General features: G+C 37.7%; 18 protein-coding genes. 8 read left to right on the top strand and 10 right to left on the bottom strand.

The genetic code is table 11. The annotated features are described in order from the left end of the window. The first annotated feature begins 115 nt into the window (after positions 1 to 115). Positions 116 to 973, top strand: coding sequence for a bile acid:sodium symporter family protein (locus ACFFIP_RS11255; RefSeq protein WP_382387745.1), 858 nt, complete (start codon positions 116 to 118; stop codon positions 971 to 973). A 216-nt stretch (positions 974 to 1,189) separates the two neighbouring features. Further along, the gene (locus ACFFIP_RS11250; protein WP_382387744.1) at positions 1,190 to 3,610 is read left to right on the top strand and encodes a TonB-dependent receptor plug domain-containing protein; all 2,421 of its coding nucleotides are present in this window, start codon (positions 1,190 to 1,192) and stop codon (positions 3,608 to 3,610) included. A gap of 44 nt (positions 3,611 to 3,654) precedes the next feature. Here the strand turns inward: ACFFIP_RS11250 and ACFFIP_RS11245 are convergent, their stop codons facing one another. Further along, positions 3,655 to 5,139, bottom strand: a complete 1,485-nt coding sequence (locus tag ACFFIP_RS11245) for a M28 family peptidase (RefSeq protein ID WP_382387743.1) — start codon at positions 5,137 to 5,139, stop codon at positions 3,655 to 3,657. A gap of 213 nt (positions 5,140 to 5,352) precedes the next feature. On the opposite strand from ACFFIP_RS11245, the gene ACFFIP_RS11240 reads away from it, so the two are divergent. Further along, positions 5,353 to 6,000 carry a hypothetical protein gene (locus tag ACFFIP_RS11240; RefSeq protein WP_382387741.1) on the top strand — a complete coding sequence of 216 codons (648 nt, stop codon included), beginning with the start codon at positions 5,353 to 5,355 and terminating at the stop codon, positions 5,998 to 6,000. Here ACFFIP_RS11240 and ACFFIP_RS11230 read toward each other — a convergent pair. From ACFFIP_RS11230 to ACFFIP_RS11220, 3 genes are all read right to left on the bottom strand, one after another. Next, entirely contained in the window at positions 5,968 to 6,699 is a 732-nt protein-coding gene (locus ACFFIP_RS11230; RefSeq protein ID WP_446685330.1) for a pseudouridine synthase, read from the bottom strand. The two genes, ACFFIP_RS11240 and ACFFIP_RS11230, sit on opposite strands and share 33 nt — an antisense overlap. 16 nt (positions 6,700 to 6,715) lie before the next feature. Beyond that, positions 6,716 to 7,930: a tRNA 2-thiouridine(34) synthase MnmA gene (gene mnmA / locus ACFFIP_RS11225; RefSeq protein ID WP_382387739.1), complete on the bottom strand. Its 1,215-nt coding sequence runs from the start codon at positions 7,928 to 7,930 to the stop codon at positions 6,716 to 6,718. A gap of 91 nt (positions 7,931 to 8,021) precedes the next feature. Next, on the bottom strand, positions 8,022 to 8,759 hold the full coding sequence (locus ACFFIP_RS11220; protein WP_382387737.1) for an NYN domain-containing protein: 738 nt from the start codon (positions 8,757 to 8,759) through the stop codon (positions 8,022 to 8,024). 105 nt (positions 8,760 to 8,864) lie between these two features. Here ACFFIP_RS11220 and ACFFIP_RS11215 point away from each other — a divergent pair, with 105 nt between their 5' ends. From ACFFIP_RS11215 to ACFFIP_RS11205, 3 genes are all read left to right on the top strand, one after another. After that, entirely contained in the window at positions 8,865 to 9,956 is a 1,092-nt protein-coding gene (locus tag ACFFIP_RS11215; RefSeq protein WP_382387736.1) for a 6-phosphofructokinase, read from the top strand. Positions 9,957 to 9,966: 10 nt separating this feature from the next. After that, complete coding sequence (locus ACFFIP_RS11210) at positions 9,967 to 10,422, top strand: DinB family protein (protein WP_382387734.1); 456 nt, start codon at positions 9,967 to 9,969, stop codon at positions 10,420 to 10,422. Between the two features lie 195 nt (positions 10,423 to 10,617). Further along, positions 10,618 to 13,755 (top strand): AsmA-like C-terminal region-containing protein, encoded by a 3,138-nt coding sequence (locus ACFFIP_RS11205; RefSeq protein ID WP_382387733.1) that lies wholly within the window; start codon positions 10,618 to 10,620, stop codon positions 13,753 to 13,755. Between the two features lie 47 nt (positions 13,756 to 13,802). Here the strand turns inward: ACFFIP_RS11205 and ACFFIP_RS11200 are convergent, their stop codons facing one another. The 5 genes from ACFFIP_RS11200 to ACFFIP_RS11180 form a co-directional block, all read right to left on the bottom strand. Then, positions 13,803 to 14,237 (bottom strand): hypothetical protein, encoded by a 435-nt coding sequence (locus ACFFIP_RS11200; RefSeq protein ID WP_382387731.1) that lies wholly within the window; start codon positions 14,235 to 14,237, stop codon positions 13,803 to 13,805. Positions 14,238 to 14,339: 102 nt separating this feature from the next. Further along, on the bottom strand, positions 14,340 to 15,521 hold the full coding sequence (locus ACFFIP_RS11195) for a class I SAM-dependent rRNA methyltransferase (RefSeq protein WP_382387730.1): 1,182 nt from the start codon (positions 15,519 to 15,521) through the stop codon (positions 14,340 to 14,342). Next, positions 15,499 to 16,902 carry a high affinity choline transporter 1 gene (locus ACFFIP_RS11190; protein WP_382387729.1) on the bottom strand — a complete coding sequence of 468 codons (1,404 nt, stop codon included), beginning with the start codon at positions 16,900 to 16,902 and terminating at the stop codon, positions 15,499 to 15,501. The genes ACFFIP_RS11195 and ACFFIP_RS11190 overlap by 23 nt, the downstream gene beginning before the upstream one ends. A 346-nt stretch (positions 16,903 to 17,248) precedes the next feature. Further along, positions 17,249 to 18,862, bottom strand: coding sequence for an ABC-F family ATP-binding cassette domain-containing protein (locus ACFFIP_RS11185; protein ID WP_382387727.1), 1,614 nt, complete (start codon positions 18,860 to 18,862; stop codon positions 17,249 to 17,251). A gap of 77 nt (positions 18,863 to 18,939) precedes the next feature. Continuing rightward, a complete protein-coding gene (locus ACFFIP_RS11180) occupies positions 18,940 to 19,701 on the bottom strand; it encodes a 3-keto-disaccharide hydrolase (protein WP_382387726.1) in 762 nt (253 codons plus the stop codon). 139 nt (positions 19,702 to 19,840) lie between these two features. Between ACFFIP_RS11180 and ACFFIP_RS11175 the strand changes: the two genes are divergently transcribed. Beyond that, on the top strand, positions 19,841 to 20,743 hold the full coding sequence (locus ACFFIP_RS11175) for a DUF1684 domain-containing protein (protein WP_382387725.1): 903 nt from the start codon (positions 19,841 to 19,843) through the stop codon (positions 20,741 to 20,743). Here ACFFIP_RS11175 and ACFFIP_RS11170 read toward each other — a convergent pair. Beyond that, complete coding sequence (locus tag ACFFIP_RS11170) at positions 20,740 to 21,783, bottom strand: alpha/beta hydrolase (RefSeq protein ID WP_382387724.1); 1,044 nt, start codon at positions 21,781 to 21,783, stop codon at positions 20,740 to 20,742. The genes ACFFIP_RS11175 and ACFFIP_RS11170 overlap by 4 nt on opposite strands. 237 nt (positions 21,784 to 22,020) lie before the next feature. On the opposite strand from ACFFIP_RS11170, the gene ACFFIP_RS11165 reads away from it, so the two are divergent. Further along, entirely contained in the window at positions 22,021 to 23,670 is a 1,650-nt protein-coding gene (locus ACFFIP_RS11165) for a M28 family metallopeptidase (RefSeq protein ID WP_382387723.1), read from the top strand. Positions 23,671 to 23,909 lie beyond the last annotated feature (239 nt).

Raw genomic sequence — 23,909 nt, 5'->3', positions numbered from 1 at the left:
GATTTTTTTAATGCAATCTTATTCTTACTTTTTCCAAAGCTTATTTTGATCAATGGTTTTTGTGGGATATTATCCTATATTAAAGTCAAATTTGAGGTAGTATTATTTTCAAACTATGCAAGATAGTATCTTAACTGCTGTTTTTCTTCCCTTGGCATTGGCATTTATCATGCTGGGGATGGGTTTATCCTTGACAATTAAAGATTTCAAAAATATCATCATCTTTCCAAAAGCGATAGCTTTAGGTTTGACGAATCAATTGATTTTATTACCTATTTTTGGATTTGCGCTTTTGCAGATCTTTGGATTAACTGGAGCTTTGGCAGTTGGTGTCATGATCTTGGCAGCTTGTCCTGGAGGGGCTACTTCCAACCTCATAACCCATCTTTCAAGAGGAGATATTGCACTTTCCATAAGCCTTACAGCAATCAGCTCTTTTATCACCATTGTTACCATCCCTTTAATAGTCAATTTTGCTATTCAATATTTCGGGGAGGAGGGAAGTATTACTCTTCCTGTTTTGGAGACAATTATTCAGATTATAGGGGTTACTGTGGTCCCTGTTTCCATAGGTATGTTTCTGAAAAATAGATTTCCTAAATTGGCACTTTCAGCTGATAAACCAGTGAGAATTGCTTCGGCAGTTATTTTTGCGGCAGTTCTTTTAGCTGCCATTTTAAAGGAAAAAGATTCAATATTGGAATTTTTTATACTGTCAGGCCCTATTATGCTAAGCCTTAATTTGTTGACCTTATTGGTAGGCTTTTTTTTGGCTTCAATTTTATTGTTGCCTAAAAAACAAAGGTTGACCATTTCCATTGAATCTGGGATTCAAAATGGAACTTTGGGTATTATGATCGCTGCAACTTTACTGAAAAACTCTGAAATGACCATTCCAATTGCGATTTATAGTTTAATTATGTTTATGACCTCTGCCATAATTATTTTTTTAGCAAATTTAAAAGCGAGATAATTATATGCCGAGATTTTAGAAGTGATTGCTGTAAGTTTATATAAGTAGTTTGGATTTTGAAATAATGAAGATTCATGAATTTAAAAACAATAAAAATCAACATTCGTATTTTCGGTATAAGAATGCTTCAACAATTGAGTAAGACTCCAATATTTTATAGGGTGTAGCCCCAAGTGTTTTATATTAAATGACATAAATAAGTAAGTTTTGATTTTTATGAATAAGTGTAGGTTTTTATTTCTGACTGGTTTTCTTTTGGTATTTTTGACTTCTTTTTTTCCATCGGATGTTATCTTAAATAGAATCATTTCTTCACTCCAAAAGAATTTAGAAGAAATGCCACAAGAAAAGGTTTACCTACATGTAGACAGATCTTATTATGCATCAGGTGAAACCATTTGGTTTAAATCATATCTAACAATAGGCCCATTTCATGAACCTTCTTTGCTCAGCCAAACTGTCTATGTTGAACTGGTAAACAGCGATGGAGAGATTATCCAAAACTTAAAACTGTATTCACCTGATGGTTTTGCATCCGGCCAGTTTGATTTGCCTGATTCCTTATCTTCTGGCAGTTACTTAATAAGGGCTTATACAAATTGGATGAGAAATTTTGATGAGTCTTATTTTTTTCATCGTCAGATTAATATTTGGAACAATGAATCTTCTGAAGATGTAGCCGTTCATCAGGGAGATATTGATGTTCAGTTTTTTCCTGAAGGAGGAGATCTGGTAAATGGAGTTTTGAGTAAAGTGGCATTTAAGGCAACCGGTCCTGATGGTTTGGGAAAAGTAGTTAAAGGTAAAATTTTGGATGGTGAAAATGTAATTGCTGAATTTGAAAGCAATAGGTTGGGTATGGGTGCTTTTGCAATAATCCCTCAAAATGGGAAGCAGTACAAAGCCAAAATTGAAGGTCTAAACCAAGATATCCCTTTGCCAAAGTCAAAAGATACTGGGATTGTCATGACAGTTACCAATTCTCCAAGATCAGAAGATGTCATCATAAAAATTCAGACCTCTGATAATTTAGAGAAAGGTACAATTTTTCTTTTGGCACAAACCAGAGGATTAATCTGCGCTTCCAGCAGTGTAGACCTGTCCGAAAAAATCATGTATGCCAAAATCCCAAAGAAAGAGTTCCCCTCTGGAATTGCCCAAATTACTGCCTTGGATAAAGAAGGTAATCCTTTAGCCGAGCGTCTTGTCTTTATCGACCATCAGGATCATATCAACCTTACTATTTCTACTGAGAAGTACATTTATGCTCCACGAGACTCTGTCAGGGTCAATATACAGGCTAAAAATAAAGAGGGCTTACCTGTTTTGGCTAATCTTTCTCTTAGTGTTTTTGACAGTGATCAGGTCATTGAGAATGAGAATAAAGAAAATATCAAGTCAAACCTGTTGATTTCTTCAGAATTAAAGGGACATATAGAGTCTCCAGGTTACTATTTTAATCCCAATAATCCCGACCGTGAAGAAGCTCTTGATTTTTTGATGATGACCCAAGGATGGAGAAGATTTCAAATAAAAGTTCTTTTAAAAGCCGAATCAAAAGAAACAGTATACAGAGCTGAAAAGGGTTTGACCATTAAGGGTAAACTGACAGATAATAGAAATGAAAAACCCGCTGATGCAGGTTTAGTTTCGTATCTGTCTCTATTTCCATTCACAGATTCAAAAACAGTAAAGGCATCTTCAAATGGTGAATTTGAAATCAATGATCTTGTTTATTTTGATTCCACAAAAGTAATACTCGAAGGGAAGTCAAAGAATGGGAGAATCCCTGTTTCCCTTCATGTAGAACAGTTCTATCAATCACCGGTCATTAAATACCTTTGGACATCTTCTTATCATCCATCAGTAGATAAAAAAAATTCATTTGTTTCAAAAAGCATTGAAAGGCAAAATATAGAAAAGGCGTATAATTTTGATGATTCGGATATTGCTTTGGAAGGTGTTGAAGTACAAGGCAAAAAGATTATTGAACGTTATTCAGGTCCCAGAATTTATGGAGAAGGATCAGTTAAAATGAAGGTGGCTGGTAATCCAGCGCTTGAAAATTTAGAGCATCCACTAGACCTTGTAAAGGGAAGGGTCGCAGGAGTCATGGTTTGGGGAAATGGTCAGGTTTGGAAAGTCTTGATCCGTGGGATTGGTTCGATTAACAGTGGAACAGATCCTTTGATCATGTTGGATGATATTCCGATTGCTATTGAAAATCTCTATACAATTCCAGTGATGGAAATTGAAAGCTATACAGTTTGGAAAGGGCCTGATACCGCAATATTTGGAGCAAGAGGATCAAATGGGGTAATTGGGTTTTATACCAAAAAAGGTATTCCGGAAAGACCTATTGATCCTGTAAAAAAAGAAATTTTAGCACCCAAGGGTTACCATATTGAGAGGGAGTTTTATTCCCCAAAATATCATTTCAAGGATCTAAATGACCCTAAACCTGATAGACGTATTACCCTATTTTGGGAGCCCTATATTCAAACAGATTCTTTGGGCAATGCTTCAGTCATGTTTTATAATCATGATGTCGAAACCGTTGTGCAAATGGAAATTGAAGGGATAAGTATTTCAGGCAATCCGGCCTATTCGAAATTTGAATATACGATTAACAAATAAAAGAGGCTGCCTGATTTCAGACAGCCTCTTGGTTTTTCATTTTATTAATTTCCGTATAATTGTTTGCTTACTGCTTCATACTTGTCACCTGAAACCCATTTAGGCCTGTTGTTCCAATTGGCAATATTTTGGGCGGCAAGGATATAAGATTTCCAGTATTTAACAGCATAATCCAAATTAAAATTATCTACATGATCTGAGGCTTGGTGGTAATGTTTACTGATTTCCTCATCAAAAGCTGTAAACCCTAAACTGAAAGTAGGGGAAGGGATGCCTTTCCTTGCAAAGTTTACATTATCTGATCTGTCATATAAACCTTGTTCAGGTGAAGGGTCTGAAATCGACTTCAATCCAAATATTGCCGTTGCTTTTTCTATCAAAGGATCAGCACTGGTCCTACCTAATCCCACTACCGTCACGATGGAAGTATCATTATAGCCCGCATTGTCAATATTCAGGTTATAGATAATTTGGTTCAAAGGAACCAATGGATTCTCAGCGAAATAGCCACTACCCAACAAGCCTTTTTCTTCTGCAGTCCAAGCGCAAAGAAGTATTGAGCGTTTAGGTGGATTTTCAGCAAAATATTTGGCCGCATTGATTATAGCTACAGTTCCTACAGCATTATCCCTTGCGCCATTATAAATAGAATCACCTTCTGCATTAGGTCTGCCAACACCTACGTGGTCATAGTGGGCTGAAAGCATGACATACTCATGTTTTAGTTTAGGGTCAGTTCCTTCAATGATAGCGACCACATTTTTACCTACTATGTTTTTATTGACTTTTCCTTGAATTTGAACAGTTGCCGTATTCGATTTTCCCTGTCCAATGGCATTGATATGCTCATTTTTCAGATCATTAATCCAAATGTAAGGAAGGCTGTTTACGCCTTGGGTATTGTCAATGGTCAATTGTCTTCTATTAAGGAAGTTCACTGCAAAGTTCCAAGGAGCAGTGGGCACATTGTACATTTCCATCAAAGCGATAGCACCGTGGGATTTTGCCAAGGCCATTTTATCCCTGCCCACTGCGAATAAATCAGCTGGATTTAGCCTTTCTGGAGCACCAACATTGGTAACCACAATTTTTCCTTCTACATTTTTGCCTTCATAGTCCTCCGCCAAACCGTAACCCAGGACTACCATTTCAAAGGTTCCTTCCAAGGAAGATCCATCTAAGACTAGCAAATCAGTACCATGTGTGAATTGTTTGTCTCCAAAATTGATTTCACCTTTTGTCGGCGGGGAAGACAATCTAAAAGGAATATGTTGGTAATATCCATTAGCTCCAGGAATCTCTTTTGCTCCGTATTTCCAAAACTGTTCTGCAATATATCTCGCTGCCGCATCTATTTCCGGTCTTATTGGATCCCTTCCCATTAACTCATCAGATGCGAGGAATCTAAAATGTGATATTGACTCTTTTTCATTGAAATTCTTTTCTATGACATGCTTATCCTTTTGGCTAAAGGAAGGTATGCAGGACACACTTGTCAAAAGCAATAAGCTTAAAATTGTTTTTTTCATAATCGAACAGTTAGTGAGCCAATATAAAAATATTTCAAAGTAGTGGCAAAGAAATATGTTTGACAGGTATATTAAGCCAATAAGCTACCGTTGAAAATAATTCAAAGATTTAATTTTTATAACTTGCAAATAAAAATAATGAGGTTTTTTAAGTTTATATTTTTATCAGCGGTTTATTCGATTGTTCTTGTCTCTTGCCAAACGAATAGACAGATGGTTCGTTACGAGCTGGAAGATGGTATTTACCGCTCAGATATTTTTGAACGGAATAATGAAACTGTTTATATCGATAATGAGCCTGAATTTGTTTATGTATACCCTGTAAAGAAAACAAACGGGTATTTGAATTTAGACACATTGAATAGGAGATACCTTTCTTTTCCCCAAAAAAGGGCTGCAGCTAAAATTGCTCCTGAAGTTTTCAAAACCAATAATTTTGATCTTGACCTTATCACTATACCCTTTAAATTCAGGCCAAGTATTGCCGGAGTACCTGCTCAATTGAACACCAACCTTAACGCTCTCATTTACGCAGGTTACCGATCTGACTGGTATACCTTAGGGTATGATCAAAATATGTTCGGAAGTTTTGATAGGTATTCCAATCATTATGGCCTTACTGTTGGGGTGTTTTCTGGTTTTGGCTCAACACTTATAGGTCCATGGTTTACAAAAGACCAAGTACAGCTTGAGTATGACGGAGTCGTCTGGACAAATGGAGTTGCTGTAAGCATTGCATTTAACTATCTGACTATTGGTTTGGGCCTTGGCTGGGACAAATTATTGGATACAAATAAAAGTGTCTGGATTTACCAAAATAAACCTTGGTTAGGACTTGTGCTGGGAATTAACCTCAACTGAATCCAACCCAAGATCATGAAGAGTTTTAATAAAATAAGATGGTAAGCATGCTGTAATATCTATGTATTTTTTTTCATAAGGATGAAAAAAGCCCAATTTCCATGCATGCAGCAGCATATTATTGAGGGAGAATTGTTTCCTGAAAAAGTTGTTTTGCTTATTGTCCCCATGGGCAGTGTCTCCGATCACATAATGCCTTGCATGTGCCATATGCCTTCGGATTTGATGCATCCTGCCTGTATGGGGATAAAGTTTAATCAGAGAATATCTACTGCTAGAATATTTTACTGAGGATGCAAAAGGTATTTCGGATTTACTTAAAGACCAATATTCAGTTTGTGCCTCCTGCAATTCGCCATACAGTTTTTTCTTGAGAGGATGATCAATTATACCATAGTCTTCTGATAAATGCCCTCTGACGATTGAAAGGTAATATTTTTTGACTGCGTCAGTGGGAAACAAAGGTTGGAGTAGAGAGGTTGCTTCAGGGCTTTTTGCAAATAGCAAAACCCCTGAAGTTGGTCTATCTATTCTATGTAAAGGATAAACTTTTTTTCCTATTTGATCCCGTAAAAGCTGAACCGCCAATAACTCTTCCTCGTCTTTAGCAATGCTGGTTCTATGAACCAACACTCCAGCAGGTTTGTTGATGGCGATGTAATAGTCATCTTCAAATAAAATCTCTAGTTTATTTTTCAACTTTCCAGCATTACTTTCAAGAGATTACTCCTGATCCAATTGTTTCTTTACCGTCATACCAGGCAACGAATTGCCCCGAAGCAATTCCTCTCTGGGGCTCATCAAAAAGCACATAGAGGCCATTTTCCCGCATTATTAATGTAGCCCACGTAAGGGGCTGTCTGTAACGAATTCTGGCCTGATATCTTGCATTATGACCTTCCTGAAGCTTCAAGTCTTGCCTGATCCAATGGATATCTTTTTTGGGTACAAATAAGCCATACCTATTCAGTCCTGGATGCTCTTCTCCAAGACCAGTGTAAATGATGTTTTCTCTCGTATCAGTTGCAATCACAAAAAGGGGTTTTCCAGTGCCACCAACCTGCAATCCTTTTCTTTGTCCTACAGTGAAGTAATGGGCGCCGTTGTGTTCCCCGATTTTGTTACCCTGGTTAAATTCATATTTCAAGGGTAAGCATATCATGTCTAATGTTTCCTGATCATAATCATCCGGATCAATTCCAGCCGGTATCTGAGCCGATCTGGAGTAAACAGGATGATTTTCAGGTATTACATAAATGTCTCCTTTTTTTGGTTTGAGTTGCTGTTGCAGGAATTCAGGAAGCCTGACTTTTCCAATAAAACACAGACCCTGACTATCTTTTTTATCAGCCGTGATCAGATCTTGTTCTTTGGCTATTTTACGGACCTCAGATTTTTGAAGGTGGCCGATTGGGAAAAGCGCTTTGGAGAGTTGATCTTGGTCAAGTTGGCATAAGAAATAACTCTGATCCTTATTTGGATCAGCTCCAGCCAAAAGTTGGTACACGGTTTTCCCATTTGCCTTGACCTCGCCCTTTTGACAGTAATGTCCTGTAGCTACAAAATCTGCTTTTAGCTTTTGGGCGGCTTTGAGAAAAATATCAAACTTGATTTCCCTATTGCACAGGATATCAGGATTAGGGGTTCTTCCGTTTTCGTATTCGGAAAACATATAGTCCACAATCCTTTCTCTGTATTCTTCGCTGAGATCTATGGCCTGGAATGGGATGTCTAACTTCTCAGCAACCAACATGGCATCAGTGCTGTCCTCCATCCAGGGACATTCGTTAGAAATGGTAACAGTCTCATCGTGCCAGTTCTTCATGAACATGCCGATGACTTCATAACCCTGTTCTTTGAGTAAATAGGCAGCCACTGAGGAATCTACGCCACCTGATAGTCCAACGACTACTCTTTTTTTGTTTTCCATGAGATTGAAATTATTCATGGGTTCAAGGCCCATGAGGTTTCACGATAATATCAACTTTTCTTCAAGTTAATTGGTTCACAAAAGTAATACTTCAATCTTTATTTCGGACAAAAATCAATTTATGTCTTCCCCTTGTGCTTTCTCTCTGCTCTATTTCAAAAGAAGGAATAGAACTGATTAATGGGGTGAGCTTTTGAAAACCATAATTTCTGGAATCAAAATTAGGCTGTTTTTTTTGGATCAGGTTGCCTACATCACCCATAAATGCCCAACCATCGTCATCAGCAAGATCTGAAATGGTATTATGAATTAAGCGAATTAATTTTGGAGTGATTTTATCAACCTGAGGTTTTGGTTTTGATTTCGATTTGTCCCCGCTTACTTCTTGTTCCTGATTTTGGAGTATTTCCACATAGATAAATTTATCACAGGCAACGATGAAAGGTTCAGGTGTCTTTTTTTCACCCATTCCAATGACCAACATACCTGCTTCTCTCAATCGTGTTGCCAGTTTGGTAAAATCACTGTCACTTGAAACCAAACAGAATCCATCGACTTTTTCTGAATAGAGGATATCCATGGCGTCAATAATCATGGCAGAATCAGTTGCGTTTTTACCAACAGTATAGCCGTATTGTTGGATAGGAGTGATGGCATTTTCCAAAAGGACGTTTTTCCACTTTCCCAATTGCGGTTTGGTCCAATCACCAAAAATTCTTTTAATAGTTGGGTTTCCGTATTTGGCTATTTCTTCCATCATTTCTTTGATGGGATGTGAGGACACGTTATCTGCGTCGATTAATACCGCTATCTTGATATCTTTTTCCATGGTAACACTAAAAATTGATTAGAACTACAAGATAAGGATAATTTATGTAATAGATTTTCATCTAGTTTTTCGTAAGTTGCATAGACATCGAATTTGTTTTATCATATGAAGAAACTTTTAATTGCCACGGGAGGAGGAGATGCTCCAGGGCTAAATGCAGTCATCAGAGGGATTTATAAAAGTGCCAAAAAATCCAAAGAGTGGGAAGTTTACGGTAGCATGGAAGCATTTAACGGCGTATGGGCTGATCCTCCCAGAATTATGAAGTTATCTCGTAATAAAACAGCAGGAATTCATGTCAAAGGCGGTACTATTCTCAAAACCACCAATAAAGCTGATCCTTTGCACTATCCTGTCAAGGACGAACATGGGAATATTCAATTGGTAGATAGGACAAAAGAACTTGCAGAAAGGATCAAAAACTTAGGTTTTGATGCAGTCATCAGTATAGGTGGTGATGGGTCTCAGGGCATTTCCAAAGCATTATTTGATCATGGATTGCCTATTGTCGGTGTTCCAAAAACGATTGACAATGATCTTGCGGGAACAGATCTGACTTTTGGATTTCAAACAGCCGTACAGATAGCTACAGAAAGTTTTGACAAACTTGTTACAACAGCAGAAAGCCACCATCGGGTGATGATTATGGAAGTTATGGGCAGGGATGCAGGTTGGATCGCGGTTCATACGGCAATAGCAGGTGGTGCGGAAATCTGTTTGATTCCGGAAATACCTTACGATATCAATAAATTGGTTGAAAAAATTGAGTCCAGGTATGAAAAGGGAAGAGGTTTTGTCAATATTGTGGTGGCCGAAGGAGCAAAGCCAAAAGAAGGCTCTGTAGTGTCTAGAAGTCCAGAGGAAGGTTCGCGACATATCCGGTTAGGTGGAGTGGCTTTTACCCTTTCAGACCAATTGAAACAAGCTGGCGTGAAGGTTGAAATAAGGGAGACCATTCTTGGCCATGTGCAACGTGGGGGAATACCCACTGCCTTCGATAGGGTTTTGGCATCCATGTTTGGTGTGAAAGCCTTTGAAATGGTTCAAAAAGGTAAGTTTGGAAAGATGGTATCCTACACCAACAATGATTTTACATCAGTTCCTTTGGAAGATGCGACAAAAGAGAATAAAACTGTAAATCCAAATAGTTTTTTGGTCAATGGGGCCAAATCATTAGGTATTATTTTCGGAGATTAAATTGGATTGTATGAAAGACTCATTGATTTTCTTTTTTAACAGAGACTTAGATAAGTTGAAAAAGGAATTGAAATTGTACGATGTTGAAGATAATATCTGGAAGATCTCAGGAAATATTTCAAATTCAGCAGGTAATTTGGCGTTTCATATTATAGGCAACCTGAACCATTATATTGGTTCAGAAATGGGAAACACAGGTTATATCCGAAATAGAGCGGCGGAGTTTTCTCTTAAAGGAGTATCAAGAGATGAAATTTTAAATCAGATTGAGGAAACCAAACAGACCATTTCAAATGCCCTGCTCAAATTTCCCGAAGATTGGTTTTCTCGAAAATACCCATTGGAAGAATTTGGATACCCCATGACTTACGAATACTTTATGGTCCATCTGGTCAGTCATTTGAATTATCATTTAGGACAGGTGAATTATCACAGAAGACTAATTGAAAGCCCGAGGTTGGGTTGAGTTATATTTACTTGAGATTTTTTCCCGGTTCAAATTGATTAATATTGGCCTTGTGTTTACTTATGATTTCCTTTGATTACATGTTTTGCGCTTTTATAAGCTACCTATTTTTTCAAAATAAATAGGTTTTCCTTGGCCTTTAAAACCACATGAGCTTTTTTTGTGTTTTTCACCCAAATATTGAGAATAAGTTTTATGAGACTGAAAAAGTGGCGCATTGTTTTAATTATCCTGGTACTTCTTTCCATTTTGCCCTTGATTTCCATTGTCATTTTGTACAAGAATCAAAGGCCACTTACACAGAAAGCAATTAGCGGTCTAAATGAAGGTTTTAAAGGACAGCTTGAAGTAAAGGACTCCTACATTTCAGTATTTGCCAACTTTCCCTACATTTCTGTAGACCTTCGGGATGTGGTGTTTTATGCAGACAAAATAGAAAAACAGGATACCATCTATTTTGCAAGTGATATTTATTTAGGTTTTAGTGTGTTTGACTTGCTCAGCGGAAAAAACCGTATCAAATCCATAAAACTTTCAGGAGGTAATTTAAATCTCCAAAAAGCTGAAGATGGAAAGATTAATTTACTTACAGCAAAAGGGCTGTATGAGCCTTCAGACTCAGTAAATGAAGAAGATATTAAAATTGATTTGTCTGCAGTAAAAATCAGGGATTTTCATATCGATTTTCAGGATTTATTGAGCAAAAGCGTCATTTCAACTCAAATAGAAGATGTTATTGCTACACTAAAAATCGAGGATGATCATATTTTTGCCAAATTGGATAGTGAATTGATTTTGGATATCATAGAAGAAGGCTTACCTACATTTTTCTCTCAAAAGCACATCAATTTGGATTTAGTATTGGATTATGATCAAAACGAGGCTTTTTTGATGATTCGAAATTCAAAACTGCGCCTGGAGGAAGCACAATTTTCATTAATAGGTGAGGTTGATCTTGATGATGACATTGATTTAGACCTACGGATAGCAGGGGAGAAGTCCGATTTTTCATTATTGGCAGCTTTTTTACCAAACGAGACCGGAAATGCCTTAAAAAGATATAAGAACCAAGGCGATGTTTATTTCCAAGGAAGGGTGAGAGGAAAATCGGCTAATGGTAATGTGCCTGAAATTGCCCTTGAGTTTGGTTGTGACAATGCTTATTTCTTAAATCCTACAGTTGGGAAAAAAGTCGAAGATTTAAGGTTTGTTGGTTTTTATACAAATGGTGAAGAAAGAAGCCTTAAAACATCTGAGTTTCAATTGTTGAATTTTAACGCCAAACCTGATCAGGGGACTTTTAAAGGTAAACTGATTATCAGGGATTTCATTAATCCCTTTATAAATATCAATGTTAACGCCGACCTAGACTTAGGATTTCTAGGTGAATTTTTTGAGATAGAGGGATTGGAAGGTATTAGAGGTCAGGTGATTGTAAACATGGATTTTGATGAATTGGTGGATATGGAAGTACCGGGGATAGCAGGCATTGAAAACAGTGTTAAAAGTGAGTTAATTGTCAATAATCTGAAGTTTTCATTGCCGGATTATCATCTGCCGATTTCAGATGCCAATGTTTATGCTTCTATGGTTAATGGAGACATTGCCTTAGAAAAGGCTACTTTTCAGATTGGGGATTCTGATTTTTCATTTACAGGAATTATCCAAGACTTCCCTGCCATTTTGCATGGTGATCATAGAATGGTAAAAGCTAAATTAAATGCAGTATCGAATTTAATTGATCTTGAGCAACTTTTGGCTTTTGATAGTGCTGCCACCAAAGAAGTTATTTCTGACTTTGAAATCAAATTGGCATTTGAGTCAAGCGGGTGGGAATTGAAAAATTTTGTGCATTTACCGAAAGGTGAATTTTTTATTGAAGACTTTCATGCTAAGCTTCAAAACTTCCCACATGCCTTTCATGATTTTCATGCAGATATACTGATCAGTGATCATGATCTTGCTGTGATTGATTTTACCGGGGAAATTGATAAATCTGATTTTCATTTTTCTGGTAAACTTGACAATTATTCAAAATGGTTTCAGGAATCACCATCAGGAAAAAGTAGGTTTGAATTTGATCTTGTTTCCAACCATTTGGCTATATATGATCTTTTGACTTATGCAGGAGAAAATTACCTGCCTAAAGATTATCAAAAGGAAGAAATTGACGGATTGAAGATCAGAGGGGCATTGGATCTTAATTATCTGGAAAAATTCCAATCCGCTGACCTTTGGCTTAACCATTTAGAAGGTAGAATGAGCCTTCATCCTTTGAAGTTGGAAAAATTTAAAGGACGTCTTCACTATGAAAATCATTATCTGACGCTTGAAAATTTTGGAGGCAAAATGGGTGTCTCAGATTTTAATATTCAATTGGGATATTATTTAGGCGAAAAAGCTTTGAGGAATCATCCAAAGAACTATTTCAAGCTAAATTCGGAACGCATGGACCTTGATGCTTTGATGGGCTTTGAAGGTTTCGAACAGGACAGCAGTCACGAAGAAGCATTCAATATTTTTGAGCTTCCATTTTCTGAAATGGATTTTACCGCAGATGTGGGTAAGTTGAATTACCATACATTTTGGTTGGAAAATGTTTCTTTTAAAGGGAGAACAACCACAGACCATTTTTTCTATTTGGATACCCTAGCTTTGAAAGCTGCAGATGGTCGCTTAGGAGTCAAAGGTTACTTTAACGGTTCAAATCCTAAGGAAATCTATTTTTATAGCAACTTGGTAGCTGATAAGGTTGATCTCGATAAACTCCTATTCAAGTTTGAAAATTTTGGACAGGATTATTTGATCAATGAAAATCTGCATGGGATGGTTTCTGGCACCATTGAAAGTAAATTTTTGGTTCATCCGGACCTTACCCCAATTATCGAAAAATCTGAAGCCAAGATGAGCCTGACAGTTTTTAAAGGAAGGCTTGTCAACTTTACTCCTCTTCAGGCAATGGGTGAATATTTTAAAGACAAAAACCTTAATAATGTAAGGTTTGATACTTTGTCGAATTCTTTTGAACTCAAAGATGGGGTTTTGAATATCCCAAGAATGAATATTAATTCGAGTTTAGGTTTTATTGAGTTGTCGGGAAAACAAAGTCTGGATTTGAATATGGACTATTTTATCCGAATTCCTTTAGGGCTGGTTACACAAGTAGGTTTTCGCTCATTATTCGGTGGAAAAAACAAAGATGAAATTGATCCTGATCAAGAGGATGCAATCGTATTCAGAGATGAAAGTAAAAGAGTAAGGTTTGTAAATGTCAATATGAAAGGAACTCCTGACAATTACCAAATCGGTTTAAGGAAGGATAGAGACAATTAACATTATTCGAAAAAAACCGCTGAAGATCTTCAGCGGTTTTTTTAAGATTATCCAAGCCAATTGGTCCAAGGAATTCTGGAAAGAATCAGAATCAATCCGATTGCATAAAGCATATAAATGGATCTGAACTTAGCCCGGCTTTCAGTAAATTTTTTAGCTCTTGAATAACCAATGGTGATGACTACAATTGCAATGATGTTGACCAAAGGATGTTCCACCGCAGTTAATCTTGCGGCACTGTCAGACATAGCGCCTCCACCTTTTAAGATTGAAAATCCAAGTGGACTGACAAAATATAGCACCAATCCAACCAAAAGTTGAACATGTGATAAAATGAAAGCAATCAAGGCAAATTTTCTATCTTTCTCTGTAAACTCCCTGTTGCTCAACGCGCCGATCAAGGCATAAACGAAAACGATGACCAAAGCCGCCAAAGCCAGATAGGCCAATCCTGAATGCAAATGTTTTAAACCTATATACATAATTATTGATTAATTTGATCTTAAAAATAATCGGATTTCGTTTACAAATGGAACATTTTGATGAAAGTTTCCTATGAAACTGATTTTTTGGACTTATTTTAATTATTCCACATAAAGAACAAGTCCTTTCAAATATTCAGTTTCAGTATGGAAAATATTGATAGGATGATCTCCTGGCTGCGAGAGGTAGTGAAGAATCCTTACATTTCTACCTGTTTCCATGGCTGCTGCAGTGATGGTATTAGCAAATAGTTGCTTATCTACCACCTGAGAACAGGAAAAAGTAAAAAGAATCCCTCCTGGTTTGATTCTTTTAAAAGCTTCTGCATTTAATCTCTTGTATGCTTGAACAGCATTGTGCCTTGCTTTTAAGTTTTTGGCAAAAGCAGGTGGGTCCAATACAATGATGTCAAAATCCAGATCAATTTCACGGATATACTTGATCACATCTGCTACTATAGAATGGTGTTTACCGTTATGATCTGAATTTAACGCCACATTCTTATCTGTCAATTCAATTGCTTTTGCCGAGATGTCAACAGAATGTACTTCAGTAGCACCAGCTCTTAGTGCAGCAACAGAAAATCCACCTGAGTAGCAAAAAGTGTTCAATACCTTTTTCCCTGTACTGTATTTGGCAAGCAGGTTTCTGTTTTCTCGTTGATCTACAAAAAAACCTGTTTTTTGACCTTTTTCCCAATCAATTTCAAACATACATCCATATTCCTTTACCAGGTTTGTGCTAGGACTTCCCAAAAGGAGCCTGTTTTCAACCCCGATATTTTTTGGTAAAGTTTCGGCACTCTTGTCATAGACTGCTTCCAGTTGGCTCCCATATACATGTTGCAAAGCTTTGGCTATTTCCTTGACATGTTTGAACATGCCCACGTGATGGGTTTGTATAACTGCTGTGCCATTATAAAAGTCAATGATCAGACCGGGTAAGCCATCTCCTTCTCCATGTACAAGTCTGTAAACATTGGTTTCAGGATTGTCTATTAAGCCTAAACTTTTCCTGACTTGGTAAGCACTTTGGATTTTTTCATTCCAAAACACATCATCTATCAATACTTCCTTGAAGCTGATCAGTCGGACCATGATAGAGCCATGCTGAAAATGACCTATTCCCAGAAATTCATCTTTTTGACTGAAAACCTGTACCAGTTCACCATTTTGAAGACTTTCATCTTTTTGTGCTATTGCTCCCGAAAAGATCCAATGATGTTTTCTGTAGATAGAAATTTCTTTTCCCTTGAGCAGTTTAATTTTCTGATATGGTAGCATGTAAATTTTTTTTGATAGGAAAGATGATAGAACCCAAGACCATAGATATGGCACTTACTAACAATGCCGGCAAATGAGGGTAGAATGGTAAATCCATGGAAGAAAAGCCAAGAAAAGCGATCATTCCAAACACGAGAGACATTAGCGCTCCCATTTCAGAAGCTTTTTTCCAATAAAGTCCTGCTGTCAAAGGTACAAATAATGAAACAAGCATCAAGATAGATGCCCCTGCAACCAATTCATAAATATTGGTTTTCCATTGAGCCATTACTGTAGCGATAATGGCTACTGCTATGATGTTAAAGCGAAGAATCCAAAGAAAATGTTTGTCCTTTAATTTGTCTTTAAAATAGGGTCTTATAAGGTTTTCTGAAATGATTGCAGAAGGGGCTAGTAATCCGGAACTAGTGGTACTCATGATGGCTGATATGAGCGCTCCAAAAAATAAAATCTGTACATGAAGTCCTCCATGCCGGAGCACCATTTCAGGTAAGAGCAACTGTTTGTTTTCAAGGTAAATCTCAGGATACAGATACTTTGCTCCTAAAGCAATAAAAAGTGGAAGAAGGCCAATCGTAACATAAAAGCCCCCAGCCAAAAAAGTAGACCTGATGGCTACTTTTTCGGATTTAGCAGACATGACCCTTTGGTAAATATCCTGGCTTGGAATACTGCCCAAGCCCAGAATCATCCATGCTCCGAGGTAATTTAACCATGAAACAGGATTTGATTCAGGGAAAAACTGAAAACTTCCTTTGGGTGCAGAATCTAAAATGGGAGAAATGCCTCCTGCTTTTTGCGCTACCAAAACGGCTACCCATATTAAACCTACCACAATCAAGGTGGTTTGAATAAAATCTGTAATAGAAATCGCCCACATACCACCAAGGAAAGTATAAAATACCACAATGCCTGCACTGATAATGATTCCAGTTGAAATGCTGATATCCGCCACCGTAGTGAAAATCAATGCCAAAGCTACCAATTGGGCAGCAACATAACCAAAATAGGGAGGTATCATGAAAATGGAAGCGAAAAACTCTACCCTTTTTCCAAACAAGCGCTTATACACATCACCAATGGTTAGGACATTCATCCTGTACATGGGCCTAAGATAAAAAATGCCAAATAGCACCAAACACAAAGCACCTCCAAAAGGGTCTTCTATGACGCCCTGTAAGCCATGCTCTAAGTATTCAGAAGAGGCCCCAAAGATAGTTTCAGACCCAAACCATGTAGCAAATAGTGCAGAAGCAGATAAAAAAAGCGGTAGCTGCCTGCCAGCCAAAACAAAGTCATTGGAATTTTTGACCAGCTTGGTAGACCAGGCACCTATAGCTACTGTAATCAGGAGATAAATTATGATTGCTGTGAGAAGCAAGCTATTTTTGTGTTTAGATTAGAAGCAAGAGTCAAATGTACCAAGTACCATATACAAAGTACTAAGTATCATGTGAAGCGAGAAGCGAGAGATTAGATTTTTGAATCAAGAGACAAGAGACAAGAACCAAGAATCAAGATACAAGAACCAAGAGACAAGAAACAAGAGGTTAGGGACTAGACCTTAGAGTTTAGAACAAAGTGCTGAAACCCACTTCCGAAATCAGGCTTCCAAAATCCGAAATACCTATATCCCGCTTCTTCCCTCTTGCTACATTGTACTTAGTACATAGTACATCAATCTTATGTCTTTTGTCTTATGTCTTGTATTTTGTATCTAGCAACTACTAACCATACATCTTCTCCCTCAATGCCTTGATTTCCTCAGATTCCAAGTAATCATCATAAGGCATTCTTCTGTCAATCGTTCCTTTTGGCGTAAATTCAATAATTCTATTGGCCGTAGATTGTACGAAAGCATGGTCATAAGAACTCAGCAATACCGTTCCATTGAATTCAATGATGGCATTGTTGAAAGCTGTAATAGATTCAAGATCCAAATGGTTGGTCGGTTCATCCATCACCAAAAGATTTGGATTCTGCAACATCATACGGGAAATCATACACCTTACCTTTTCTCCACCTGAAAGTACTGATGACTTCTTAAGTGTCTCCTCTCCGGTAAACAACATCCTGCCTAGGAAAGTCCTGACATACGCTTCTTCCTGATTGCTGGAGTATTGTCTTAACCAATCAATGAGGTTCAGTTCTGAATTGAAATATTTAGAGTTGTCATTCGGCAAATAAGCTTTATTGATGGTCACACCCCATTTAAAACTTCCTTTTTGAAGAGGGATATCTTCCATGATGGTTTGGAAGAATTTGGTGACTGCCTGCTTGGTTTTGGAGATGAATGCAATTTTATCCCCTTTGTCAACCATGATATTGACATCCGTGAAATAAATCGCATTTTCATCTTTCAATTCAAGTCCCTCGGTCATAAAAATCTGATCTCCAGCTTCTCTTTCAGGCTTAAAGATAATGCCGGGATATTTCCTTGTGGAAGGTTGTATCTCATCCACATTAAGTTTTTCCAACATTTTCTTTCTAGCAGTTGCCTGCTTGGATTTGGCCACGTTGGCGGAAAATCTTGCGATAAATTCTTGAAGTTCTTTTCTTTTCTCCTCAACTTTCTTGTTCTGGTCAGATTTCTGCTTGGCAGCTAATTGGGAAGACTCATACCAGAAGGTATAGTTTCCTGAATAGATTCTGATTTTGCCGAAGTCAATATCTACAATATGGGTGGAAACAGCATCGAGGAAATGTCGGTCGTGGGAAACTACAATAACCAGGTTTTTGAAATTGACCAAAAAGTCTTCCAACCAGTTGATGGTCTCTGTATCCAGATCATTGGTAGGTTCATCGAGAATCAGGATATCCGGATTGCCAAAAAGCGCTTGTGCCAAGAGTACCCTTACTTTCTGATTACCGGCCAATTCCTTCATTTTCAAATAATGGAGGTTTTCTGATATACCCAAGCCGGAAAGGAGGGAAGCGGCATCAGATTCTGCATTCCAGCCATCCATTTCAGCAAATTCTGCTTCTAGCTCTGAAGCTTTAATACCATCTTCTTCGGTAAAATCCGCCTTCATGTAGATGGCGTCCTTTTCTTCCATAATGGAAAAAAGCTTTTTATGACCCATGATAACAGTTCTTAGCACTTCAACTTCATCAAATTCGAAGTGATTCTGTTTCAGAACAGCCATCCTTTGGCCAGGAGTAATATTGATGCTTCCGGTAGTACTGTCCTGGTCTCCAGAAAGAATTTTCAAGAAAGTTGATTTACCGGCGCCATTGGCCCCGATGACACCATAACAGTTGCCTGGAGTGAATTTTAAATTGACGTCTTCGAATAAAGTTCTTTTACCAAACTTTAAGGATAGATTATCTACTGAAATCATGAATTGCTCTTATTTTTGAAGCTGCAAAGATAGTCAATTCTTTATGAATGCGTATGCATTATCGCATATTCAGGTTTTCAGAAATTTGTTGACCTATCATCAAGGTTTGCTTCCTGTATCCAAATATTCCTGTAAAGCACTTGATGACCTTCGGCCTGAAGTTTGATTCCGCCAGGTCTATCCGTTATTCCTTTGCCTCCGTCATTTCCTCCATCCAAACCTGAGTTAGGGCCTCCCCAGACTTGTTGGATTTCTCTGTCTTCATGGATTTTCTGACCGTTAAAATAAATCGTTACTCTTGCTTTTTCAGTCAATTTCCCATCTTTAAACCTGGCTGCCCGGAAAAGTATATCATAGGCATTCCATTTACCCAAGCCATGATATGCTTGTTGTGTGGGAAGATGCTCATTGATAATGGCAGCCATCCCATGAAGGCCATAATCCCCATCCAATACTTGGATTTCATATCTGTTTTGCAAATATACCCCTGAGTTTCCGCCTTCATTTTGGATCAAAAATTCTACATGAAGTCTAAAATCCCGGAATTCTTCTTTAGTGACAATATCAGCAGCGCCATAAAGACCACCTGCTGCTGCAGGATCGTTGCTGCTCATGGCAAAACCAGCATCAACAGGATCCTTGACAATTTCCCATTTAATCGGCATCTCTGCCTTAAACCTTGGGCCTTCCCAATATTTCCAGTTTTGATGGAGCAATTCCAAAGTGCCATCAAACAGCAATTTTCCACCATCAGGTACTTTAGCCCCTACATCAATCTGTGCATTGGTTTGAAGAGAAGCGATGAAGAAAAAGCATATAATGAACAAATATCTTTTCATGTTTTTAAGGTTTAAGGGGTTGGATTTGATTCATTCATCAAATAAGCAAAATATTCAACAGGAATACATGCTGCTCATGTATTTTTAAAATGAAGTTCAAAAATTCTATTTAATTTGGAATGCTTAAAAAAATCAATGTATGAAAAGGTTTAGCTTGATTACCTTCATTTTGGTGTTTTTCCATTTTTCATGTAGTCATGATGACGAAATTACAGTTGAAGAGCACCAACTTGAAATTGCAAAATGGCATCAAAAGCAAATGGAATCCCTGAAGTCTGAGAACGGCTGGCTTAATTTGGCGGGTTTATATTGGTTAGAGGAAGGTGATAATACTTTTGGCTCAGGAAATGGAATGGATTTTAAAATTGAAGGTGATCAGTTTCCTGAGAAGATAGGTGTTTTTACATTGGAAAGCGGTAAAGTATATTTTGAGCCAATAGTTTCTGGAATTCAAAAGAATGCCAATGAGTTAGATTCAAAAACATTGATTTTTGATCCAGAAAACGGCTTAGCTGAAAATTTGCAATTAGGCAGTCTTAAATGGGTTATCATCAAACGATCCGATGCATATGGTGTAAGGCTAAGGGATTTAGAGGCAAAAGAAGTTACAAGCTTTGCTGGTGTAGAGCAGTTTCCTGTAGATTTGAAATGGAGAATTATTGCCGATTTCGTCCCATATATTCCTATTAAAGAAATCCCAATTACCAATGTGATTGGACAAACAACTCCTAACCCTTCTCCCGGATATCTGGAATTTCAAGTCAAAGGTCAAACTTTTAGGATAGATGCAATTGCCAGTGATGAAGATGAGGAGTTGTTCTTGATTTTTGCAGATGAAACCAGCGGAGGAGAAACCTATGGTGGTGGAAGGTATATGTATGTATCCAGACCTGATAAATCCGGAAAAGTTATCCTGGATTTCAATAAGGCCTATAATCCACCATGTGTTTACACACCACATGCCACTTGTCCATTACCACCCAGACAAAATATGTTGTCTGTGGCAATAGAAGCCGGTCATAAAAACTTTGGAGATCATTAATAAGCAGCTTCAAGAATAGGTTCCCCAACTTCAATTGTTTTTCTAAGTGGAACTTTTGCCACATTTTCCAAGAAAAGGATGGTTTCATTCAAAACAGATTCCCAATCTTTGGAAGTAATACTAGAAGCAATTACGTGATCTCCTGTCTCCGGAAAGGCTTGTTTGACTTTTAAGGCAGGAGGGGTGCTTATTTGGTCATACATTTCCAACATTTTCGGGACTGATACCACAAAATCCTGTTCTTCTTCATTTTTATAATAATACCCCAAAAAGAGAGGTTGGTTGACTTTGGAAAATGTTGTGGAAAGCATTTTACTTCTCAATAAAACAGCAAGGCTTTCAAATCCATTGACATGATAATATTCTGACCAATATTTAGCTTTATCTCCTTCTCTAAGGGTATACCTTACTCCATTTTCAAAGAGGAAGTTTTCGGCCACAAATTTTGACCAAGGTTTAAAAAACTGCTCCAGTGCATTTCCACCTTCGCGGATAGCGGGGGAATACAGCACCAAGGCTTTCATATCAGGGTTTTCCGATGCCAAAATCAAAGAAAGAGCACCACCCATGGAAGTACCTATGACTATTACCGAATCCCCTAGGCTTTTGCCTATCATATATGCTTCTCTTACTTCATCTACGAGAAGCTGAGCACTCAAATATTTCATGGCATCAGTCCTGTTTATCCCATGTTCCGGTAACCTTACCAGATAAAGATTGGCACCAAAATGTTCAGCAATTTTCCTATGGACAGGGCTTCCCTCCATTTCACTAGCTCCGAATCCATGAATATAGATGACTGAAAATGGGGTCTTGCTTTTATTCAGGCTGTCAGCCCATATAATTTTGGCTTCATTTCCTGGTTTTAGGTTCTCAGTACTGTCTTGCTTCCTCAGGACATATTCCTCTAGCTCAAGCATTCTTGTTGGTACCACTGGGTAATCTCCTTCTAAGGTTTCTATTTTGGCTTTTGGACCAGATATGTAAACAATGGCCAAAACTATAGCCAAGGAAAGCATTACTTTTAAAACTCTTTTCATGTTGGGACAGAATAATGCTCTAAGTTAAAACTAAAACTTCAAAAAATCCCAGACAAACAAAGATTCTAAAAGAAAGTAAGTCTGAGAAAGTCCTGGATTGAAACTTCTTAGTTTAAAGGATTATCCCAAAAGGTTTCCATTGACCAATCTAATTGCATGATGATCTTTACGATAAATGAGGTACCACAATTTGCAAATGATAATATTTGTTATTTTTGGGGAAATCACTTGAGAAATATGATCAATAAACATTTAAAACTATCCGTTCTGGCTGCTTTTGCATTTGGATTGACTACATCCTGCCAGGAAAAAGGCGATGATAAGCTTCAGGCTCAAATAGCTGAATTCGAAAGGCATGTTGTTACTTTATCGTCGGATGAATTTATGGGCAGGATGCCTTTTACCGAAGGCGAAACCAAGACTGTAAATTACATTCAGGAGGAATTCAAAAAATTGGGACTCTTACCTGGGAATGGAGACAGTTACTTTCAGGATGTTCCTATGATGTCCATCACAACCAGTCCAAGTTCCGAAATGATTATTCATGCAGGATCTTCAAAGTTATCATTGAAAGGCTTTGAAGATTATGTGATCTGGACACAGCGGACTGATTCAAATGTTAGTTTTGAAGAAGTAGAGATTGTATTTGCAGGATATGGTATCGTTGCACCGGAATATGGCTGGAATGATTATGAGAATCTGGATGTAGAGGGGAAAATAGTGATGGTTATGGTGAATGATCCAGGATTTGGCAATGAAGATGCTGAATTGTTTAGGGGAAATACCATGACTTATTATGGAAGGTGGACATATAAGTTTGAGGAAGCAGCAAGACAAGGAGCATTGGGAACTTTGATTGTTCATGACACCGAGCCTGCAGGCTATGGATTCAACGTGGTTCAGAACGGTTGGAATTCTTCCAAACTGTATTTGGATTCCAGAGGAAAAGAAATATACAAGCCTGTTTTTGAAGGTTGGGTTACGCTGCCTATAGCCAAGCAATTATTTGAATTGGCAGGTATGGATGCCGCAGAAATGATGGCCATAGCAAAAACAAAGGATTTCAAAGCAGTGCCGATGAATCTAAAGGCTAGCAGTGAAATGGAAGTCAGTGTAAAATATGCCATGTCCAAAAATGTGATCGCCATGATAGAAGGAACTAAAAAGCCTCAGGAATATTTGATTTACACAGCTCATTGGGATCATTTGGGAATTGGCAAGCCTGATGAAAAAGGAGATAGTATATATAATGGCGCATTGGATAATGCCAGTGGTATTGCAGCTCTAATGGCTTTGGGTAAGTCATTTAATGAAAATAAACCTGAAAGAAGTGTGGTTCTGTTGGCAGTGACAGCGGAAGAACAGGGACTTTGGGGCTCCGCCTACTATGCCCAAAATCCTGTTTTTCCTGTTGATAAAACTATAGCCAATATCAATATTGATGGTGTCAATCATATTGGTAAAATGAAGGATGTTTCGCTCATTGGTTCGGGGCAGTCTGATCTGGAAGACTTGCTAGAAAATGAGCTTAGCAAAGTAGGGAGGTACAGTGCTCCTGAACCTACTCCATCTGCGGGTTATTATTATAGGTCTGACCATTTTAATTTTGCAAAAGTAGGAATTCCTGCTCTTTATTTTGGAACAGGGATCGACCATGTGGAGAAGGGGAAAGACTTTGGTTTACAAGCACAACAAGATTTTACTACGAACTTCTACCACAAACCATCTGATGAATATGATGCTTCAAAATGGGACCTTAATGCCTCCCTGGAAGAAATTCAATTATATTTAAATATTGGGAATAGATTGGTCAATAGTAATGTTTGGCCACAATGGAAAGAGGGATCGGAATTTAAAGCTGTCCGTGATGCCTACATGAAAAAATAATTGAGCAAATCTCCATGGCTGTCTATTTTCTTAAAAATTGGACAGCCATTTTTTTTACTTCTGGTAATGTAGAATACCCTAATTTTTTGGATTGATTTAAAGATTAGGTGTTAATAAATAGTGTATTACATTTTTTTACAAGCCTTTTTAAATTTCCTTTCTGACTGCTTATCCGTTGGCTGAGTTAACTTTTTGTTAGTAAGACAAACATTTCGTATATAATCTAAACTTTTTGTAAA

The sequence above is a fragment of the Fontibacter flavus genome, assembly GCF_042432905.1.
GTDB classification, from domain to species: Bacteria; Bacteroidota; Bacteroidia; order Cytophagales; family Cyclobacteriaceae; genus Fontibacter; species Fontibacter flavus.
Note: the sequence above shows the minus strand (reverse complement) of the source record. Positions and strands in the feature narration are given on the sequence as shown.

Excerpts from the sequence above, each read along its gene's own strand:
- mnmA (WP_382387739.1), bottom strand. The coding sequence starts at position 7,930 with ATGGAAAACAAAAAAAGAGTAGTCGTTGGACTATCAGGTGGCGTAGAT.
- ACFFIP_RS11165 (WP_382387723.1), top strand. The coding sequence starts at position 22,021 with ATGATCAATAAACATTTAAAACTATCCGTTCTGGCTGCTTTTGCATTT.
- ACFFIP_RS11240 (WP_382387741.1), top strand. The coding sequence starts at position 5,353 with ATGGTTCGTTACGAGCTGGAAGATGGTATTTACCGCTCAGATATTTTT.
- ACFFIP_RS11205 (WP_382387733.1), top strand. The coding sequence starts at position 10,618 with ATGAGACTGAAAAAGTGGCGCATTGTTTTAATTATCCTGGTACTTCTT.
- ACFFIP_RS11220 (WP_382387737.1), bottom strand. The coding sequence starts at position 8,759 with ATGGAAAAAGATATCAAGATAGCGGTATTAATCGACGCAGATAACGTG.
- ACFFIP_RS11180 (WP_382387726.1), bottom strand. The coding sequence starts at position 19,701 with ATGAAAAGATATTTGTTCATTATATGCTTTTTCTTCATCGCTTCTCTT.
- ACFFIP_RS11170 (WP_382387724.1), bottom strand. The coding sequence starts at position 21,783 with ATGAAAAGAGTTTTAAAAGTAATGCTTTCCTTGGCTATAGTTTTGGCC.
- ACFFIP_RS11250 (WP_382387744.1), top strand. The coding sequence starts at position 1,190 with ATGAATAAGTGTAGGTTTTTATTTCTGACTGGTTTTCTTTTGGTATTT.
- ACFFIP_RS11215 (WP_382387736.1), top strand. The coding sequence starts at position 8,865 with ATGAAGAAACTTTTAATTGCCACGGGAGGAGGAGATGCTCCAGGGCTA.
- ACFFIP_RS11185 (WP_382387727.1), bottom strand. The coding sequence starts at position 18,862 with ATGATTTCAGTAGATAATCTATCCTTAAAGTTTGGTAAAAGAACTTTA.
- ACFFIP_RS11210 (WP_382387734.1), top strand. The coding sequence starts at position 9,967 with ATGAAAGACTCATTGATTTTCTTTTTTAACAGAGACTTAGATAAGTTG.
- ACFFIP_RS11255 (WP_382387745.1), top strand. The coding sequence starts at position 116 with ATGCAAGATAGTATCTTAACTGCTGTTTTTCTTCCCTTGGCATTGGCA.
- ACFFIP_RS11245 (WP_382387743.1), bottom strand. The coding sequence starts at position 5,139 with ATGAAAAAAACAATTTTAAGCTTATTGCTTTTGACAAGTGTGTCCTGC.
- ACFFIP_RS11200 (WP_382387731.1), bottom strand. The coding sequence starts at position 14,237 with ATGTATATAGGTTTAAAACATTTGCATTCAGGATTGGCCTATCTGGCT.
- ACFFIP_RS11195 (WP_382387730.1), bottom strand. The coding sequence starts at position 15,521 with ATGCTACCATATCAGAAAATTAAACTGCTCAAGGGAAAAGAAATTTCT.
- ACFFIP_RS11175 (WP_382387725.1), top strand. The coding sequence starts at position 19,841 with ATGAAAAGGTTTAGCTTGATTACCTTCATTTTGGTGTTTTTCCATTTT.